This window comes from Pseudoalteromonas tetraodonis (assembly GCF_002310835.1).
Taxonomy (GTDB): domain Bacteria; phylum Pseudomonadota; class Gammaproteobacteria; order Enterobacterales; family Alteromonadaceae; genus Pseudoalteromonas; species Pseudoalteromonas tetraodonis.
The window spans coordinates 2,128,129-2,145,594 of the sequence record NZ_CP011041.1 but is presented as its reverse complement, the minus strand read 5'-3'; the positions used below and the strand labels follow the sequence as shown (position 1 = coordinate 2,145,594).

Annotated in this window: 10 protein-coding genes, 29 tRNA genes and 2 pseudogenes; 11 read left to right on the top strand and 30 right to left on the bottom strand. The window is 39.3% G+C overall.

Annotated elements, in window-relative coordinates; translation table 11 throughout:
* Positions 1–355: 355 nt before the first annotated feature.
* The 21 genes from PTET_RS10005 to PTET_RS09910 all read right to left on the bottom strand — a co-directional run bounded on the left by PTET_RS10005 (position 356) and on the right by PTET_RS09910 (position 5,660).
* Positions 356–1,987 carry a response regulator gene (locus PTET_RS10005; RefSeq protein ID WP_036954016.1) on the bottom strand — a complete coding sequence of 544 codons (1,632 nt, stop codon included), beginning with the start codon at positions 1,985–1,987 and terminating at the stop codon, positions 356–358.
* A gap of 405 nt (positions 1,988–2,392) precedes the next feature.
* A tRNA-Val gene (locus tag PTET_RS09995) sits at positions 2,393–2,468 on the bottom strand.
* 50 nt (positions 2,469–2,518) lie between these two features.
* Positions 2,519–2,594, bottom strand: a tRNA-Val gene (locus PTET_RS09990).
* A gap of 49 nt (positions 2,595–2,643) precedes the next feature.
* Positions 2,644–2,719, bottom strand: a tRNA-Val gene (locus tag PTET_RS09985).
* A gap of 49 nt (positions 2,720–2,768) precedes the next feature.
* A tRNA-Val gene (locus PTET_RS09980) sits at positions 2,769–2,844 on the bottom strand.
* A 49-nt stretch (positions 2,845–2,893) separates the two neighbouring features.
* A tRNA-Val gene (locus PTET_RS09975) sits at positions 2,894–2,969 on the bottom strand.
* 49 nt (positions 2,970–3,018) lie between these two features.
* A tRNA-Val gene (locus PTET_RS09970) sits at positions 3,019–3,094 on the bottom strand.
* Positions 3,095–3,143: 49 nt separating this feature from the next.
* Positions 3,144–3,219: transfer RNA gene (locus tag PTET_RS09965), tRNA-Val, on the bottom strand.
* A 49-nt stretch (positions 3,220–3,268) separates the two neighbouring features.
* Positions 3,269–3,344, bottom strand: a tRNA-Val gene (locus PTET_RS18975).
* Positions 3,345–3,393: 49 nt separating this feature from the next.
* A tRNA-Val gene (locus tag PTET_RS09960) sits at positions 3,394–3,469 on the bottom strand.
* 49 nt (positions 3,470–3,518) lie between these two features.
* Positions 3,519–3,594: transfer RNA gene (locus tag PTET_RS09955), tRNA-Val, on the bottom strand.
* A gap of 49 nt (positions 3,595–3,643) precedes the next feature.
* Positions 3,644–3,719 (bottom strand) — tRNA-Val (locus PTET_RS18970).
* Between the two features lie 49 nt (positions 3,720–3,768).
* Positions 3,769–3,844 (bottom strand) — tRNA-Val (locus tag PTET_RS09950).
* Positions 3,845–3,893: 49 nt separating this feature from the next.
* Positions 3,894–3,969: transfer RNA gene (locus tag PTET_RS18965), tRNA-Val, on the bottom strand.
* Positions 3,970–4,018: 49 nt separating this feature from the next.
* A tRNA-Val gene (locus tag PTET_RS09945) sits at positions 4,019–4,094 on the bottom strand.
* Positions 4,095–4,143: 49 nt separating this feature from the next.
* Positions 4,144–4,219, bottom strand: a tRNA-Val gene (locus PTET_RS18960).
* Between the two features lie 49 nt (positions 4,220–4,268).
* Positions 4,269–4,344: transfer RNA gene (locus PTET_RS09940), tRNA-Val, on the bottom strand.
* A 299-nt stretch (positions 4,345–4,643) separates the two neighbouring features.
* A tRNA-Val gene (locus PTET_RS09925) sits at positions 4,644–4,719 on the bottom strand.
* Between the two features lie 395 nt (positions 4,720–5,114).
* Positions 5,115–5,190: transfer RNA gene (locus PTET_RS09920), tRNA-Val, on the bottom strand.
* 170 nt (positions 5,191–5,360) lie between these two features.
* A tRNA-Val gene (locus tag PTET_RS09915) sits at positions 5,361–5,436 on the bottom strand.
* Positions 5,437–5,584: 148 nt separating this feature from the next.
* Positions 5,585–5,660 (bottom strand) — tRNA-Val (locus PTET_RS09910).
* Positions 5,661–6,323: 663 nt separating this feature from the next.
* Between PTET_RS09910 and PTET_RS09905 the strand changes: the two genes are divergently transcribed.
* The 10 genes from PTET_RS09905 (at position 6,324) to PTET_RS09860 (ending at position 8,414) form a co-directional block, all read left to right on the top strand.
* Positions 6,324–6,399: transfer RNA gene (locus PTET_RS09905), tRNA-Ala, on the top strand.
* 36 nt (positions 6,400–6,435) lie between these two features.
* Positions 6,436–6,511: transfer RNA gene (locus PTET_RS09900), tRNA-Glu, on the top strand.
* Positions 6,512–6,654: 143 nt separating this feature from the next.
* Positions 6,655–6,730, top strand: a tRNA-Glu gene (locus PTET_RS09895).
* Positions 6,731–6,823: 93 nt separating this feature from the next.
* Positions 6,824–6,899 (top strand) — tRNA-Glu (locus PTET_RS09890).
* 180 nt (positions 6,900–7,079) lie between these two features.
* Positions 7,080–7,155, top strand: a tRNA-Glu gene (locus tag PTET_RS09885).
* Between the two features lie 93 nt (positions 7,156–7,248).
* Positions 7,249–7,324: transfer RNA gene (locus PTET_RS09880), tRNA-Glu, on the top strand.
* 93 nt (positions 7,325–7,417) lie between these two features.
* Positions 7,418–7,493 (top strand) — tRNA-Glu (locus PTET_RS09875).
* Positions 7,494–7,586: 93 nt separating this feature from the next.
* Positions 7,587–7,662, top strand: a tRNA-Glu gene (locus PTET_RS09870).
* 93 nt (positions 7,663–7,755) lie between these two features.
* Positions 7,756–7,831, top strand: a tRNA-Glu gene (locus PTET_RS09865).
* A 316-nt stretch (positions 7,832–8,147) separates the two neighbouring features.
* Positions 8,148–8,414, top strand: a complete 267-nt coding sequence (locus PTET_RS09860; RefSeq protein ID WP_024602991.1) for a DksA/TraR family C4-type zinc finger protein — start codon at positions 8,148–8,150, stop codon at positions 8,412–8,414.
* A gap of 90 nt (positions 8,415–8,504) precedes the next feature.
* Here the strand turns inward: PTET_RS09860 and gloA are convergent, their stop codons facing one another.
* The 5 genes and pseudogenes from gloA to PTET_RS09840 form a co-directional block, all read right to left on the bottom strand.
* A complete protein-coding gene (gene gloA, locus PTET_RS09855) occupies positions 8,505–8,906 on the bottom strand; it encodes a lactoylglutathione lyase (RefSeq protein WP_024602990.1) in 402 nt (133 codons plus the stop codon).
* A 54-nt stretch (positions 8,907–8,960) separates the two neighbouring features.
* Positions 8,961–9,992 (bottom strand): serine hydrolase domain-containing protein, encoded by a 1,032-nt coding sequence (locus PTET_RS09850; protein ID WP_096038570.1) that lies wholly within the window; start codon positions 9,990–9,992, stop codon positions 8,961–8,963.
* Positions 9,993–10,111: 119 nt separating this feature from the next.
* Positions 10,112–12,022 (bottom strand): aminotransferase class V-fold PLP-dependent enzyme, encoded by a 1,911-nt coding sequence (locus PTET_RS09845; protein ID WP_013465293.1) that lies wholly within the window; start codon positions 12,020–12,022, stop codon positions 10,112–10,114.
* Between the two features lie 312 nt (positions 12,023–12,334).
* Positions 12,335–12,418, bottom strand: a pseudogene (locus PTET_RS19210) (endonuclease III); the annotation flags it as partial.
* Between the two features lie 161 nt (positions 12,419–12,579).
* Positions 12,580–13,653: a DUF418 domain-containing protein gene (locus PTET_RS09840; RefSeq protein ID WP_013465292.1), complete on the bottom strand. Its 1,074-nt coding sequence runs from the start codon at positions 13,651–13,653 to the stop codon at positions 12,580–12,582.
* Between the two features lie 89 nt (positions 13,654–13,742).
* Here PTET_RS09840 and PTET_RS09835 point away from each other — a divergent pair, with 89 nt between their 5' ends.
* Entirely contained in the window at positions 13,743–14,297 is a 555-nt protein-coding gene (locus PTET_RS09835; protein ID WP_028834979.1) for a TetR/AcrR family transcriptional regulator, read from the top strand.
* Between the two features lie 204 nt (positions 14,298–14,501).
* Here the strand turns inward: PTET_RS09835 and PTET_RS09830 are convergent.
* From PTET_RS09830 to nth, 4 genes and pseudogenes are all read right to left on the bottom strand, one after another.
* Positions 14,502–14,750 (bottom strand): annotated as a pseudogene (locus tag PTET_RS09830) (endonuclease III); the annotation flags it as partial.
* A gap of 123 nt (positions 14,751–14,873) precedes the next feature.
* Complete coding sequence (locus PTET_RS09825; RefSeq protein ID WP_096038569.1) at positions 14,874–15,743, bottom strand: DMT family transporter; 870 nt, start codon at positions 15,741–15,743, stop codon at positions 14,874–14,876.
* A gap of 134 nt (positions 15,744–15,877) precedes the next feature.
* Positions 15,878–16,585, bottom strand: coding sequence for a helix-turn-helix domain-containing protein (locus tag PTET_RS09820; RefSeq protein WP_016900424.1), 708 nt, complete (start codon positions 16,583–16,585; stop codon positions 15,878–15,880).
* 236 nt (positions 16,586–16,821) lie between these two features.
* The gene (gene nth / locus PTET_RS09815; protein WP_096038568.1) at positions 16,822–17,454 is read right to left on the bottom strand and encodes an endonuclease III; all 633 of its coding nucleotides are present in this window, start codon (positions 17,452–17,454) and stop codon (positions 16,822–16,824) included.
* Positions 17,455–17,466: the final 12 nt, after the last annotated feature.

Sequence of the window (17,466 nt, the reverse complement as noted above, 5' to 3'; positions counted from 1 at the left end):
CCTGTTGGCCTTTCAAGGTTAAATTTGCAGCAGTCTGTTTGGTATTTAGGCAAGGCAGAGCCTATGTGGTGTGGTTATTCCCCATAAATGGGCGATAACGGAGCATCAATTCCAAACAGGCGCTGCCCAAAGGGTTCTGCCAAGGGACGATTAACTCTTTGTTGCCTACATGGATGTAGGTAAGGGGCGTGAGCAGGACGCGGAAGCTTTGCTCGGCTTTTACTTATTCTTACATGGATGTAAGCCAGTAGAATAACACAGGAGCAGTTATCGAGCCCACTAGGTTACAAACCTCACGCCGCGATTAAATCGTCCCTTGCTTGAACAAATTTTAATCCGCAAATGTCAACAGGCCCTAGCTAATCTCTAGTTTCATTTCTTTAGCAATCTGAAGTAGTTTATCGAACCGCTCTGATTGCTCTTCTGCTAAGGGTGATTTTTTTAATAGTTTAAAGCACTTTTGAGCCAATAGACTATTGAAAGAGCCCCCCTGTTTTTTTGATTTATCCACTAAACACTGTAATAAGTTAAGTGCGATACTTGGGTTGTGTGGCATGACCCTAAAGGCTTGGCTGAATGCCTCTAAAGCAACATTTAACTGGCCACGCTCAAACTGTTTAACTGCATGATTGTTAAGTTCCTTCGGCCCCATTTTAATATCACGTCTTTCACTTTGCTGTTGCTGTATATAACGCAAGTACGTCGCGTCGCTCCTACTTGGGTGGCGTTCGCAATGATCAATAATTTGGCTAAATAGCGCTTGCGCCTTCTGATGAAAACCTAATTCATGTAATGCTTTTGCTTTATCTAGGGCACCATCGACTGAACGTATTTGAGTATCGCTGTCATCAAGTTGTTCAATCAACTGTTTCGCTTTTTTATGTTCATCTTTTAAATAATAAAGGCGCGCATTGAGCACATCGATTTGAGTTTGTGCATTACTGGTTGGGAATTGTGTTTTTAGCTCATTAATATATTTATTTGTTTGACGGGAAATTCTGTTTATTTGGTCAGTTTGATCTGTGGTTAGTGCAAAATCAATCCCAGCACGAGCGGCATTTAAATAAATGTCTGGGCTATCATGCATAGAGTACTTAGCAAAAGTGGCAATATCCTTTTGAGTTAAGTAGCTGGTTTCATAATCTCTATTAATGAGCGATACGCTGTTCAGTGACTTTTGACGGTCTATATTACGCGGGGCAATATGGGCTGCTTGACTTAAAAACTCTTGAGCTAACTCAAACTGGTTTAATTTTATTTCTAAACGCCCTAATAAGTCTAATGCAACTAGTCGAGTTTCATTACGTTCAAGCATTGTTTTAAGCATGCGTTGAGCCAAAATATGCTCATTGTTAGCAATTAAGGCTTCTACCAATCCTACTTTTGCCCATGCAAACTTTTGAATATTCAAAACTGATTTAAAAAAGTCTTTCGCTTCTTGGTTTTGTTTTAGCGCCAGTAAAATATTACCTTTTAATCTAAGCAGAATAGGGCTGTATTTATTACTTTTATCAAGCTGAGCATTAATTTGTTTTAATGCTTTAGACTGGTTATCATCATCAATTAAAGTGTATATAGCTTTTAAGTCGCTTTTGCGTTTGAGAATACGCTCTATGCGCACTCTTAGCTCTTGTACAGAGAAAGGTTTTACTAAAAAGTCATCGGGTTGAAGTTCTAACACACTGTGAACTAACTCTCCGCTAGTTTCCGCAGATGTAAAAATAAACCCAGTAGAGTGTTTTATTAATGCTTTAGCGCGTAATTCTTCATAAAGCTGGTAGCCATCTTGGCGTTTGCTTAGATTAAAAGAGCAAATTACCAAGTCAAATTCTTCATGTAAGCATTGTTCTTTTGCCGCTAGAGCATGATCTGCAAAACGCATATGTCCAAAGCCAATTTTTTCGAGCGACTGTTTCATGTAGCTTTGAGCAAGTGGCTGCTCCTCTACAATCAGTATTTTTGCTTCATTAAAAATATTTTTAGACATTGGCTTAAGCGTAATTGAATTTAACACAGACTATAATCAACAGTTTAGACGCTTACAAGGTAATTTAAAGATTCGCTTCGAAGATGAGAGCTTATTAAGCAAATTAATTCTAAAGGTTTATATTTTTATCTTAAAAGAGCTAAAAACCCATTTAAAGTAAATGGATAGCACGCGTAATAAAGTAAGTTTAAACAAAATGATTTTGGAGATAATAAAACTCGGAAGATAGGTTTTTAGCATGTGATTGGTAATACTGATCTTTTGAAACCGAAGAATTGCTTGATAACGAATTTCTAAATGGCAATTAATACTGAACGTGAACTAAAGGAGTGGAGGATAATGAATATTAAAATGGAAGGTGATACTGGAGGATTTAGATTTTTGTAATATGCACCATTCAAAGAATGGTGGGTCGTACTGGACTTGAACCAGTGACCCTCGCCTTGTAAGGGCGATGCTCTCCCAACTGAGCTAACGACCCATATTACAACTTTAAAACATGACTATTAGCATAATAATAGGTTTTATATGTGGTGGGTGATACTGGACTTGAACCAGTGACCCTCGCCTTGTAAGGGCGATGCTCTCCCAACTGAGCTAACGACCCATATTACAAATTTACACATGACTATTAACATAATAATAGGTTTTATATGTGGTGGGTGATACTGGACTTGAACCAGTGACCCTCGCCTTGTAAGGGCGATGCTCTCCCAACTGAGCTAACGACCCATATTACAAATTTACACATGACTATTAACATAATAATAGGTTTTATATGTGGTGGGTGATACTGGACTTGAACCAGTGACCCTCGCCTTGTAAGGGCGATGCTCTCCCAACTGAGCTAACGACCCATATTACAAATTTACACATGACTATTAACATAATAATAGGTTTTATATGTGGTGGGTGATACTGGACTTGAACCAGTGACCCTCGCCTTGTAAGGGCGATGCTCTCCCAACTGAGCTAACGACCCATATTACAAATTTACACATGACTATTAACATAATAATAGGTTTTATATGTGGTGGGTGATACTGGACTTGAACCAGTGACCCTCGCCTTGTAAGGGCGATGCTCTCCCAACTGAGCTAACGACCCATATTACAAATTTACACATGACTATTAACATAATAATAGGTTTTATATGTGGTGGGTGATACTGGACTTGAACCAGTGACCCTCGCCTTGTAAGGGCGATGCTCTCCCAACTGAGCTAACGACCCATATTACAAATTTACACATGACTATTAACATAATAATAGGTTTTATATGTGGTGGGTGATACTGGACTTGAACCAGTGACCCTCGCCTTGTAAGGGCGATGCTCTCCCAACTGAGCTAACGACCCATATTACAAATTTACACATGACTATTAACATAATAATAGGTTTTATATGTGGTGGGTGATACTGGACTTGAACCAGTGACCCTCGCCTTGTAAGGGCGATGCTCTCCCAACTGAGCTAACGACCCATATTACAAATTTACACATGACTATTAACATAATAATAGGTTTTATATGTGGTGGGTGATACTGGACTTGAACCAGTGACCCTCGCCTTGTAAGGGCGATGCTCTCCCAACTGAGCTAACGACCCATATTACAAATTTACACATGACTATTAACATAATAATAGGTTTTATATGTGGTGGGTGATACTGGACTTGAACCAGTGACCCTCGCCTTGTAAGGGCGATGCTCTCCCAACTGAGCTAACGACCCATATTACAAATTTACACATGACTATTAACATAATAATAGGTTTTATATGTGGTGGGTGATACTGGACTTGAACCAGTGACCCTCGCCTTGTAAGGGCGATGCTCTCCCAACTGAGCTAACGACCCATATTACAAATTTACACATGACTATTAACATAATAATAGGTTTTATATGTGGTGGGTGATACTGGACTTGAACCAGTGACCCTCGCCTTGTAAGGGCGATGCTCTCCCAACTGAGCTAACGACCCATATTACAAATTTACACATGACTATTAACATAATAATAGGTTTTATATGTGGTGGGTGATACTGGACTTGAACCAGTGACCCTCGCCTTGTAAGGGCGATGCTCTCCCAACTGAGCTAACGACCCATATTACAAATTTACACATGACTATTAACATAATAATAGGTTTTATATGTGGTGGGTGATACTGGACTTGAACCAGTGACCCTCGCCTTGTAAGGGCGATGCTCTCCCAACTGAGCTAACGACCCATATTACAAATTTACACATGACTATTAACATAATAATAGGTTTTATATGTGGTGGGTGATACTGGACTTGAACCAGTGACCCTCGCCTTGTAAGGGCGATGCTCTCCCAACTGAGCTAACGACCCATATTACAAATTTACACATGACTATTAACATAATAATAGGTTTTATATGTGGTGGGTGATACTGGACTTGAACCAGTGACCCTCGCCTTGTAAGGGCGATGCTCTCCCAACTGAGCTAACGACCCATATTACAAATTTACACATGACTATTAACATAATAATAGGTTTTATATGTGGTGGGTGATACTGGACTTGAACCAGTGACCCTCGCCTTGTAAGGGCGATGCTCTCCCAACTGAGCTAACGACCCATATTACAAATTTACACATGACTATTAACATAATAATAGGTTTTATATGTGGTGGGTGATACTGGACTTGAACCAGTGACCCTCGCCTTGTAAGGGCGATGCTCTCCCAACTGAGCTAATCACCCACATATAAATCAAAACAAACTATTATAAAAATAGTACTGGACTTCAACCAGTGAACCTCGCCGTTACTTGTAAATAGCGGTGATGCTCTCTTTATCTAACTGAGCTAATCACCCATTTAGATATCTTGTAATATGCACCATTCAAAGAATGGTGGGTCGTACTGGACTTGAACCAGTGACCCTCGCCTTGTAAGGGCGATGCTCTCCCAACTGAGCTAATCACCCACATATAAATTAAAACGCTACTATTAAAATAAATAGTACTGGACTTTAACCAGTGAACTTCGCCGTTACTTGTAAATAGCGGTGATGCTCTCATTTCTTGTAACTGAGCTAACGACCCATATTACAATTTTAATACAAATCACTATTAACATAATAATAGATTTTATATGTGGTGGGTGATACTGGACTTGAACCAGTGACCCTCGCCTTGTAAGGGCGATGCTCTCCCAACTGAGCTAATCACCCACATATAAATTAAAACGCTACTATTAAAATAAATAGTACTGGACTTTAACCAGTGAACTTCGCCGTTACTTGTAAATAGCGGTGATGCTCTCATTTCTTGTAACTGAGCTAACGACCCATATTACAATTTTAATACATATCACTATTAATATAACAATAGGTTTTATATGTGGTGGGTGATACTGGACTTGAACCAGTGACCCTCGCCTTGTAAGGGCGATGCTCTCCCAACTGAGCTAATCACCCACATATAAATTCAAACGCTACTATTAAATTTTAGTAGTACTGGACTTTAACCAGTGAACCTTGCCGTTACTTGTAAATAACGGTGAGCTCTCTTTTTTCTAACTGAGCTAACGCCCATATAGAATCTTAGATACGACACATTAAAATGTGGTGGGTGATACTGGACTTGAACCAGTGACCCTCGCCTTGTAAGGGCGATGCTCTCCCAACTGAGCTAATCACCCGCATCTAAACAACACCACATTGCTGCGTTGTTGTGGGGCGCTATTATAGATAGAGTTGCAAATGTGTCAACACTTGAATGATAAAAATGTGCTGAGTGAAGCTTTTATAAACAATACAGTGCGAACGGTGTTCACTTTATCAACAAACTAATATTAAACGAACAATTGTTAAGCTTAATGTTTATTTAAAGTCGGCGGCGTAGACTAAATAGATGTCATTAGTGGTCGGATAAACAATAAAATATTTATGTAATAAAAGGCTAACTTTCAATAATTGTATTGCGTGATACAAATTAGCGGATAATAAAAAGTTACTTAAAGTTTAACATGCGAATGAACAGCGCTTTTTTAGTAGTAAAACAGCACCAAGCTAATTTGCATATAAATGTATACCCTTTAAATCATATTCAAACTCATATTATCGGTTGAATAGGGTACTTAGTCGTATACATGTGGCGAGTACAACAACGTAAAGCGCAACATGACATCTAAATTAGTATGAAAATCTGTTTTTTAGCACGTATGATAGCCAGTTTGTTGAAATTTAAACCATTTAAATAATGTCGCATAAAAAACTGTTGACTTTATTTTGGGGGGTGCATAGAATGCGCCCCGCACTAAGCGATACACGACGTGATTATCACCGAGCGTATTGAATAAGTTGGGGCTATAGCTCAGCTGGGAGAGCGCTTCGCTGGCAGCGAAGAGGTCTGCGGTTCGATCCCGCATAGCTCCACCAATTTTTAGTGTTTGTCCTAGGGTAACAGTTTTCTGTGTCCCCATCGTCTAGAGGCCTAGGACACCGCCCTTTCACGGCGGTAACAGGGGTTCGAATCCCCTTGGGGACGCCACTTAACTTTTTAGTTAAAGGCGGTTTTACCGAGAAAATAGCGTAACACATAAAGCTCGAGTCTTTATTTGTACTATACGCCATTACCTTAAAGCTCAGGATGTGAGTAAAACTAATCGATTGTCCTAGTGACACATATTCTGTGTCCCCATCGTCTAGAGGCCTAGGACACCGCCCTTTCACGGCGGTAACAGGGGTTCGAATCCCCTTGGGGACGCCACTTACCTATTTTAAATAGGGAAGTGCAGTGTTATTAAGCAGCTCGCCTGAAACGAGTCGAACCATTCAGTTGTCCTAGTGACACATATTCTGTGTCCCCATCGTCTAGAGGCCTAGGACACCGCCCTTTCACGGCGGTAACAGGGGTTCGAATCCCCTTGGGGACGCCACTTACCTATTTTAAATAGGGAAGTGCAGTGTTATTGAGCAGCTCGCCTGAAACGAGTCAAACCATTCAGTTGTCCTAGTGACACAGAAAATGTTTCTGAGAAGATAATGCCATTCGCCTCGCAGGCTCGGCTCATCTTACGCAGAAATAGCAAATCAGTGATTTGCAAATCAATTTCTGCGTCCCCATCGTCTAGAGGCCTAGGACACCGCCCTTTCACGGCGGTAACAGGGGTTCGAATCCCCTTGGGGACGCCACTTACCTATTTTAAATAGGGAAGTGCAGTGTTATTGAGCAGCTCGCCTGAAACGAGTCAAACCATTCAGTTGTCCTAGTGACACATATTCTGTGTCCCCATCGTCTAGAGGCCTAGGACACCGCCCTTTCACGGCGGTAACAGGGGTTCGAATCCCCTTGGGGACGCCACTTACTTGTTTTAAATAGGGAAGTGAAGTGTTATTGAGCAGCTCGCCTGAAACGAGTCAAACCATTCAGTTGTCCTAGTGACACATATTCTGTGTCCCCATCGTCTAGAGGCCTAGGACACCGCCCTTTCACGGCGGTAACAGGGGTTCGAATCCCCTTGGGGACGCCACTTACCTATTTTAAATAGGGAAGTGCAGTGTTATTGAGCAGCTCGCCTGAAACGAGTCAAACCATTCAGTTGTCCTAGTGACACATATTCTGTGTCCCCATCGTCTAGAGGCCTAGGACACCGCCCTTTCACGGCGGTAACAGGGGTTCGAATCCCCTTGGGGACGCCACTTACCTATTTTAAATAGGGAAGTGCAGTGTTATTGAGCAGCTCGCCTGAAACGAGTCAAACCATTCAGTTGTCCTAGTGACACATATTCTGTGTCCCCATCGTCTAGAGGCCTAGGACACCGCCCTTTCACGGCGGTAACAGGGGTTCGAATCCCCTTGGGGACGCCACTTACTTACTTTAAGTAATATATACAGCAGTGTGACAGCGCACTCTCTATCCGCAACTTTAAAAAGAGTGAAAATCTCTTGATACGCCACCTACTATTTATTAGTAAGACAGCTTTTACTAAAAATATCTAAAATCAATTTATCTGCATTTCTATTATTACCTCAGAATTATTCAGTGAAGTTAAAATCTCAAAATTAAATATTTTATATAATAACTCCTAAATTTTATTAGCATCTTTCCCTTTCTTATATTCAGCTTAAATAAACTTCACCTATGTTAGGTTACATATAAACGTCCAAATAAATAGGAGGTTATATGGCAAGTGGATGGGCACGCGATGGTGCAATTCAAGATCAAATCGACGCCAGCGTTAATGATGCTGTGCAATATGCTAGAAGTAACTTAGTTTCTGGAGCCAGTGCCGAGCTATGTGAAGAATGTGATGAACCAATACCACAGGCACGAAGACTTGCGTTACCAGGTGTTAAGTATTGTGTAAGCTGCCAAGTTGAACTAGAAGGTAAAGGCGCACTTTCTAAAGGGCTTAATCGGCGTGGCAGTAAAGATAGTCAATTACGATAAAAAGGTGCATATAGCACCTTTTTTAAAATTGTATCAGAGTTAAGCTTAAATAATTAAAAAGCCGCTTAGTAAACCTATTAAATATATTTACTAAAATTTATTCATATTTTCTTTTTTCTGAATAAGTTCAATTGAGTAGCCATCTGGATCTTTTACAAACGCTATTTCTGTTGTGCCACCCTTTACTGGACCTGGTTCACGGCTTACGTTACCGCCAGCGGCCTTGATATCAGCACAGGCTTTATAGATATCATCAAACTCAATCGCGATATGACCATAGGCATTGCCTAAATCATAGCTGTCGGTATCCCAGTTATAGGTCAGTTCAAGCACTGTTGTGTCAGTTTCATCACCGTAGCCTACAAAGGCGAGGGTATAGCGGTACTCTTCGTTATCAGCACGGCGTAACTCTTTCATACCAAGTACTTGAGTATAAAACGCAATTGATTTATCTAGATCTGCAACCCGTAACATGGTGTGTAGTAAACGCATTTAAATCCTCTTTAAAATTCATATAAATTTTTATAACGCAGCTAGTTTTAAATACTATTGCTGCGCAGTTAAAATATCAATAATCCGATTATAAATTATTTCTGTGAGCATCACAGTATCATCGCCATTAGTATTTATAAACTGCACAACGACTGTATCGATATCTTTATAATAACGAGCAATGCTTGAATACCCTAATACCCAACCTGTGTGTTCATACTTATAAAGTGATGCATACAAAGCTTGCTCTTGTTCGTCGAAAAAAGTGCCTTTGTTTAAAGCAAAAATAAAGTCGCCTACATCTTGTGCGGTTGCCACATAGCCTTGATCGAGTGCTTTAAAATCATTCTCATAACCTACGTAGTAACCACTCATCAAATCTACTAAATTGATTTCATGTACAGATGAAAACGTATGCGTTAGGCCCAGAGGCGTTAAAATTTCATCTTTAATATATTGGTTATGATCATAACCCAGCACGTTAGACATAATTTTTCGCAGCAACAAATAATTGGTATTAGAATAGCCATAGTCAGCATCAGGGCTAAAATCAGCGGGTTTATCGAGTACTAATGCAAGTGGGTCAGGGTAGGTGATTGACCAATCGAAATTATCAGTGTCTGTGTAATTGGGTATGCCACTTTTGTGTTTTACCATCATTCGTAGTGTTATTTTATCTGCGTTTTCAATGCGTCCAATTAACGATGGAAGATAATCAGCCAGTGTTTTATCTACATCAATACGTCCAGCGGCTGAAAGTTTAGTTAAAGCTGCTGCATCATATAACTTTCGAATGCTGCCAATTTTAAAAAGTGCACTAGGGTAAGCGGGTATTTTGTGCTCTCTATTATGCCAACCATTTGTAAAATATTCAGGTTGCAGTCCTTGTTTATGAATATACACAATAATGCCATCGACTCCTTGTTCAATAGCCTCTTGTGTTTGTGCTTGAACATTAGCGGGCAGTGGGTGAAAGTAATATAAAGCAAACTGCCAAGGGGCAAAAATGTATATGCTAGTAAGAGTAACAATGAGAGCTGCAATCCGCAGAAGTGTAAGCGCTTTTTTGTTCTTCAATTGTATCATTGCATTCTGGCTTCATTTATTTTTGGAGTGTGAGGATCAGCTTTTTACTCTACTAAACAGCAATATCATGTGATATTGCTGTTTAGTTATGAGGAGTTCGACTGTATTAAAGTATATCTTTACTTATTAACTTTGCCCTTAAGAACATAGATTTCACCATCAAAACTCCCTTGAATCGTCAAACCTTGTCCTGCTAGCTCTTTAAGGTACTCTATATGTTCCTCAGTAATATGCTGGCCAGGCACCAAAAGCGGAATACCTGGCGGATAGGGGGTAACTAAACCGGCACAAATACGGTTGTTACTTTTACCGATAGGCACAGATTCGCGCTCGCCATAAAAAGCATCACTTGGAATACACGCAAGGTCTATGGCTGGTAGATTCTCAGGCAAGCGAGATCGTCGCGTCGACTTTGACAACTTGACTTTACCGCTGTCGAGTTTTTTGAGCGCATTGTAAAGACGAATTATTTTTGAGCGCGTGCCACCAAGGGTGAGTAATACCAAAATGGTACTGTGGGTGTATTTTTCTATTTCTAGGCCAATTTCATCCAGCAGGTATTTATGAATATCCTTTAACGAATAAGGTAATTCGCTTATGTCGATGAGAATTTTTAGCGGATCGTGACCCATGTTATCACCACTGAAGTGCGGAAATATTTCCATAAAGTCTTGCTTACCTAGTACTTTAATTTGTTTGAGTGAAGCCATCTGTTGTTTAAATTCTTCCACATGGTTCAACAAAGCATTGAGTAACTTATAGCCTTCCATCTCTAATTGCTTTTGGCACACATCAAGCGACGCGATAAGCTGATATTTTGGCGATGTACTGGCGTAAATACTGTAAATCTCACGAAAGAAATCAGCATCGAAATCAGGGTCGTTAACATGAATATAAGATGCTTGAGAAAACGCCGATACCACTTTATGCGCCGAATGAGTGACGTAGTCAGCGCCAGCATGAATGGCGGAATAGTATCGTAGGCTTGGATGAAACAGCGAGTAAGCAAACCATGCCTCGTCAATAAATACTTTAATACCATGTTGATGGGCAAAATCGACCACCTGTTTCAGATCGCTCAGTAGGCCATCGTAAGTACAACCGGTAAGAACCAGTAATTTTGCATCGGTATTTTGTTCTATCGCTTGTTTTATATCGGCCAACGACGGCGGCGCAAAAATGCCATATTTAGGATTTAAAATACTCGACAAATAAACAGGTAAACTCGCTGATTGCAAAATGCCATAGTGCACAGATTTATGACAATTGCGGTCGATGATCACTTTATCGCCCTTACGCAGCAATGTCTGCAAGATGATTTTATTTGAGGTAGACGACCCATTGGTAACGAAATAGGTATGCTTGACTTCAAACGTCGCCGCTGCTGACTCTTGCGCACGGCCAATGGTATTAGTGCTATCTGATAATGATCCTAACGAATCAACAGAAACCGACAGATCGCCCACAAACACATTACGACCATAAAACTGATAAAAATCTTTAATATAAGGAGAATTTCTAAAGCTCGAGCCGCCACTGTGACCTGGTGTATGCCAAGAATCGTTTGCTTCGCCAACATAGCGGCGGTACGCAGTCCAAAATGGGGTCTCTGAGCGGTCATCGAAATCGTTGATCATATAGCCTAAAATTGCTTCAGGATCAGAAATTACCTCATCTTTAAAAAAGAAAGACTCAATCTCCTCCGACTCATTAACGATTTCTAGCCCCTTCGTATCATCGCCAATAACATAAACAGGCAGCTCAAGGCGGATCCCTTTTAACTGCTCGATAAAGCGACTATAAGTGCGTTCGCCAACCTTATTTTGCAAATCCCAGCTAAGCACTACAGCCTGAATATCACCATCTTCCTCTACAATGTCCAACGCTTGTTTTAGCTCAAGACGCTCAATAATATCGATATGAATATCATCTCGCTCAAAATTGACAATGGTCTTCGACAGATTCGTTGAAAGCTCTTGTAAGGTGACTGGATCTTGCTCAATTAACAAGATACGAAGTATTGGTAGCATAGGAATTCTCGTAATAAAATTTCATAATGCTCAACAGCATAACTAAAGGATTGACGCTTGTGAAATTAATACTTTGAAAATGTTCCAATAATTACGGCAAATCACGAATAAACAGATTTTATTTGAATTGATTTACAAGGTATGAAAAATGAAAGGTGCCAAAGTTAGACACCTACTTTGAATAAACAAAAAAGTAACACTGGAATACGAATTAATCATTGAGCTTATTCTTATAAGCCTGATAATTGAGGTTTAGTATTAACAATCGTGCTAAATGAACGTTTTTTATTTACGGATCTATTCTGCTTTATCTTTAAACTCTTTAGGCACTACTTTTTCGAGCTTCTTTTCTACTTCAACAACGTTCTTACCCATAGCAAACTTATCAAGGTTTGAGTCGGCCAGCCGAAAGATAATAAAAGTAGATGCAAAAGGTAATACCTATAGGATGCTTTTATTAACTTCCTGACTGTTACTATCGACATAGCATTATTTACCCTAATTAAACGGCTAATAGTCTCAATAGTTTTAGTTTTTTAGAACAATGTTTTGGCCTACTAAGTGCATTTTTTAAAAATCCATTCTAAAGGCCCGTGTTTAAAATACTTGAGCCAAAACACACTGAAAATTATGCTAATTATGCAAAAGACCAATGCGGAAAATATTGACAAGTCTATGGTTTGATTAACGAGTAAGCCAGTTGCCTCAAGAATTCCCATGCCAATAATGACATGTGCTACATACAGAGTTAACGTTAACTGCCCAGTTTTGCTTAGCCACTCAATTAACCGGTTGGTAGGAAATACACTTGCTAGTTTTAGAGAAACCAGCAAAACAAGAACGGCAGAGCTTGCAGCTGAAAACATATATTGTGGCAACGGCGGTATTATTGACGTGGTTAACAAAAACTCAATTTCATCTTTTGACATGCCAATAGACGGGTCATCTCCTGCCCACATTCTCAGCATATAGAAGCTTGCTTCTACAATAAGTAAAATACTTAAAGACCATGTAAACAAAGACTTCCTTACATTAGCATTGGATAAATCTTGTTTACCCAACCATATGCCAAATAACAAGAAACCACACCATGGTAAAACTGGGTGATAACCATTAAAGAAAAGGTGTCTAATCACTCCTTCATTTGTCCAAAAACCAGAATAACTAAGCTCAAGCCAATCCCATCCTTTTTCGTAATCAAAGAATAGCCACATTAATGGAAATGCAAAAACAAAACCGATAGATGCACTGAGCAGTTTCTTGCTGCTAAGAGTAAATAATAATGCAGCTATCAAAAAATAGAATGCATAGAATTTCAAGATGTCGGCTTCCCAAATAGGTGTAAAAGCCAAGCCAATCAAAAGTAGTAAAACAGACCTTTTTATCAAAGAGGTTCTTACTTGCTTGATGTGTTCAAGTGATTCACTGGTAACACATTTTTTAGTTAAAAACGCAATACCTATACCCGCTAATATAACAAACAAAGCCGAAGCCCGACCTTCGAATAGAGCCGCAAACTCTATTAATTGTGGTGTGCCAATATCGGCGTTCATGGCTAACTTAAAGTTGACAATAACCATACCAAAGAGCGCTAACGCTCTTGCAAAGTCAATACCGATTAGTCTATTCACTCTCTTGCTCCACAGAATTCATTTTTAACTTTTGAGACATTGCTGTATCATAATGGAACTTAATAGATGATACAAGACTGTCTCATAAAATGGATGCAAGAACAAATAATTCGAGAAAAAAAATTATTCAATCGGGGTTAAAACTGTTTATTCAAAACGAGGACTCAACGCTAGTTGACGTGGCTAAAAGGGCTGAAGTTGGTAGAGCAACGGTGTACCGCCAATTTAAGCATAAGGAAGCGCTTCAAGAAGAGATTGCGTTATATTGTTTAGACCGCTTTGATGAAGTAAATATGTCCGTTGAAAATAAAGCTAAAGACTCATTGGATGCTATTAGGCTTGTATTCGAAAATACTTTGCCGTTATACGAGGAATTCGCTTTTTTGCAAAAATTCGAGAAGATGTTTCAGAAAAGTGAAAAGCTTCAAGTTCGTATACAACAGCAAGATAACGAGATACGAGAATTGATAAAACTTGCGAAAGATGAGGGGTTATTAAGTAAGCACTTCTGTGTTGATTGGGGTTTTTATTTTTTTGAAGGTTTATTGTACGCAGGTTACAAGATGAGTCATCTAGATAATTACAGTTCAGGTAAGGCAGCACATTTAGCTTTTTTATCGTTCAAGAGTGGGGTTGCTTCATAACCCCCTGCAAGAATATAGATGTAACATTAATTTACTGAAGACAGTTACTAAGCACATCTTGTGGTTAATTTATTTAAAAGATCAGTTTGCTACCTATCTGTTCTTTTTTGGGTGGAAATCGACACAACTTAAGCCAGCGATGTCGCAACATGACACTGGGTAAGCCAAAGCTAAGGTACGCTTTCGTATCTTAACAGGTGGGAGCTATTCAGTCTTATCTTTAAACTCACATAAATCTTCAATAATACAGCTGCCACACTTTGGCTTTCGCGCCACACAGGTATAACGTCCATGTAAAATGAGCCAGTGGTGCACGTCTACTTTAAATTCTTTGGGGATCACTTTTTCGAGCTTTTGCTCAACCGCTACCACGTCTTTACCCATGGCAAGCTTGGTACGGTTAGATACACGAAAAATATGCGTGTCTACCGCGATAGTCGGCCAGCCAAAAGATAATTAAGGTAGATAGCAAAAGGAAAACCTATGGACTGCTTTTAGCCATATGCTGACATTAAGCCTTAGCAAATTCAGGAGCATATTTAGGGCTATATATCTACATTGTTTTGACGGCTAACCTTAGTTTTTTTGAGGTTTGATTGTTTGCATCAATAGGCATAGTGATACTAAAGCTACGCCTGCCCAACCTATTACTTTAAATTTTTCCCCAATAATGACTATAGCTAAAACAGTTGCAACTAATGGTTCAATTAAGGTGATTAATGTCGCTTTACTTGCATCTATATAATTCAAGCCAAAACCAAATAATAAATATCCTAAAAACATTGGAATTATTGCCATATATAAAGATACGAAAGCATTAGATGAACTTGAAAATAAGTTATCACCCGTAAACCATAATGAAGGAAGTAACAATAGTGCAGCACAACCGAATAGCCCAGACATGGACGATGTTGAGTGAACGCCACTTTCAATTAAACACCTTGCCGCCCATGAATAACCTGCATAAGTTAAACCAGCAATACAACCTAAAATAATCCCCAAACCCTGTTGATTGATACTGTAAGCATTATTATTACTCTGGTCTTTACCTAAAGTTAACAGAGCAATACCTATAGCACCAATGACAAAGCTCAACATCCATTGCAATGAAATGTCCTTTTTGCTAATAAGACGTTCAAGGATTCCAGCAAAAAAAGGTGCAGTGGCTATAGATACTACAGTACCAATGGCAACACCTGATAAGCGCATTGAGGTATAGAATGCTAATGGGTAAATAGCGACAGAAGCGACACCTAAGAGAAATATTTTAGGCTGTTCGAGCATCAGCTTATAATCTATAAGTAGCTTTTTTCGAGCTGTGATTACAAGTAACACTCCTCCTATCCCCATAGAGAATGCACCAATAGCCAAAGAGCTTACATCTGGGGAGTAGCTTGCAGCAGTACCAGTTGTCCCCCACAAGAAACTAGCAACAATAATCGCCATTACACCTTTAAAACTTCCGTGATGATTTTCCACAATGAGACTTATTTATAATAACTTCAATATAGAAATAGTATGCTAATTATGTAGGGTGTTTTTAACAATTAAGACGCAATAGTTAACAATTCCGACTAAGTTTACTTTTTGAATTTAGTTGGTGATAGACCAAAGTATTGTGAAAACTTTCGGCTAAAGGCTGAGGGTTCTTTATAACCTACTTTTTCACCAATAATTGGTAACGGATAATCTGTATGCGTAAGTAATGCTTGGGCTTTTTCCATTCGAAGTTTTGTTACGTACTTCATCACGGTCATACCTGTTTGTATTTTAAATAGTTTCTTAAACTGTGTTTCACTCAGGAAAGCAGATTCAGCTAAACATTTAATTTGAAGCTGCTCTGCAATATTTTGCTCTATGAAGGATATTGCTGTACCAATGCGACTATCTACCTTTGGTAATAAAGTTTGCTCTGCCAGCAGTAAGCTGAACATTTCGAACATCGCCTGTTCTAATTGAGCATTAACTTTGTTTTCTAGTTGGTTTTCGATAAAAGTTAAGTAACTTCTAAGAGATGAGTTAATTGCAAAAACAATACATTGTGAAGATGAAATATTTAGCGGAAGATTTTTCATATCTACGACTACAAACCTAGCTTCAGTGTTTGCAGTGAACAGGTGCTCTTCGTTGGCTTTAACTACAACACATTCACTTGGTGCAACTTTTCCATTGAAATCACCAACACATATATTTATGACACCACGTAAAGGTAGAACCAACTGATTAAATTGATGTGAGTGACGAACTGGCTTTGTGCTATAGGAGCGGATGGATAATAGATTTTTCATAATAATAGAAAACGTATTGCCTTATTTCATTATGATTAGGGTTATATATCTTAGAGTAATGAATTCTAAAGTGAAGTCTTAGTTTCTACTGGTGTTTTTAATTAAAGTTTATATGATCAATGTGGCGGCTTAGTTGACTGTCAAGATGATGATAGCTCTACGTTTAATGGATACTAAAAATATCTCTGAAAACTATTGATGCTAATGTCCGTTATCGTATCAAAGCAGTCTAAACATTACTCAGTCTTATCTTTAAACTCACACAAATCTTCAATTATACAACTGCCGCATTTTGGTTTGCGGGCTGTACAAACATAACGACCATGCAGTATCAGCCAGTGGTGTACATCGACTTTAAATTCTTTAGGGATCACCTTTTCGAGCTTTTGCTCAACCGCAACCACGTCTTTACCCATAGCAAGTTTAGTACGGTTTGATACACGGAAAATATGCGTATCAACTGCAATTGTCGGCCAGCCGAAGGCTGTATTTAATACTACGTTAGCAGTTTTACGGCCAACGCCAGGAAGGGCTTCTAGGGCTTCACGATTCTCTGGCACTTCACCGTTATGCTGATCTACCAATATTTGGCACATTTTGTATACGTTCGCAGCTTTGGAATTAAACAACCCGATGGTTTTTATATAATCACGCAGTGTGTCGTGGCCAATATCTAAAATAGCTTGCGGTGTGTTTGCCACTGGAAAGAGTTTTCGGGTGGCTTTATTTACCCCAACATCGGTGGCTTGTGCAGAGAGCGTAACGGCAACTAGTAACTCAAACGGGCTTGAGTATTCAAGCTCCGTTTCAGGATGTGGGTTGTCGTCGCGTAAGCGCGTGAGTATTTGGTGACGTTTTTCTTTATTCATGTAACTTAAAAC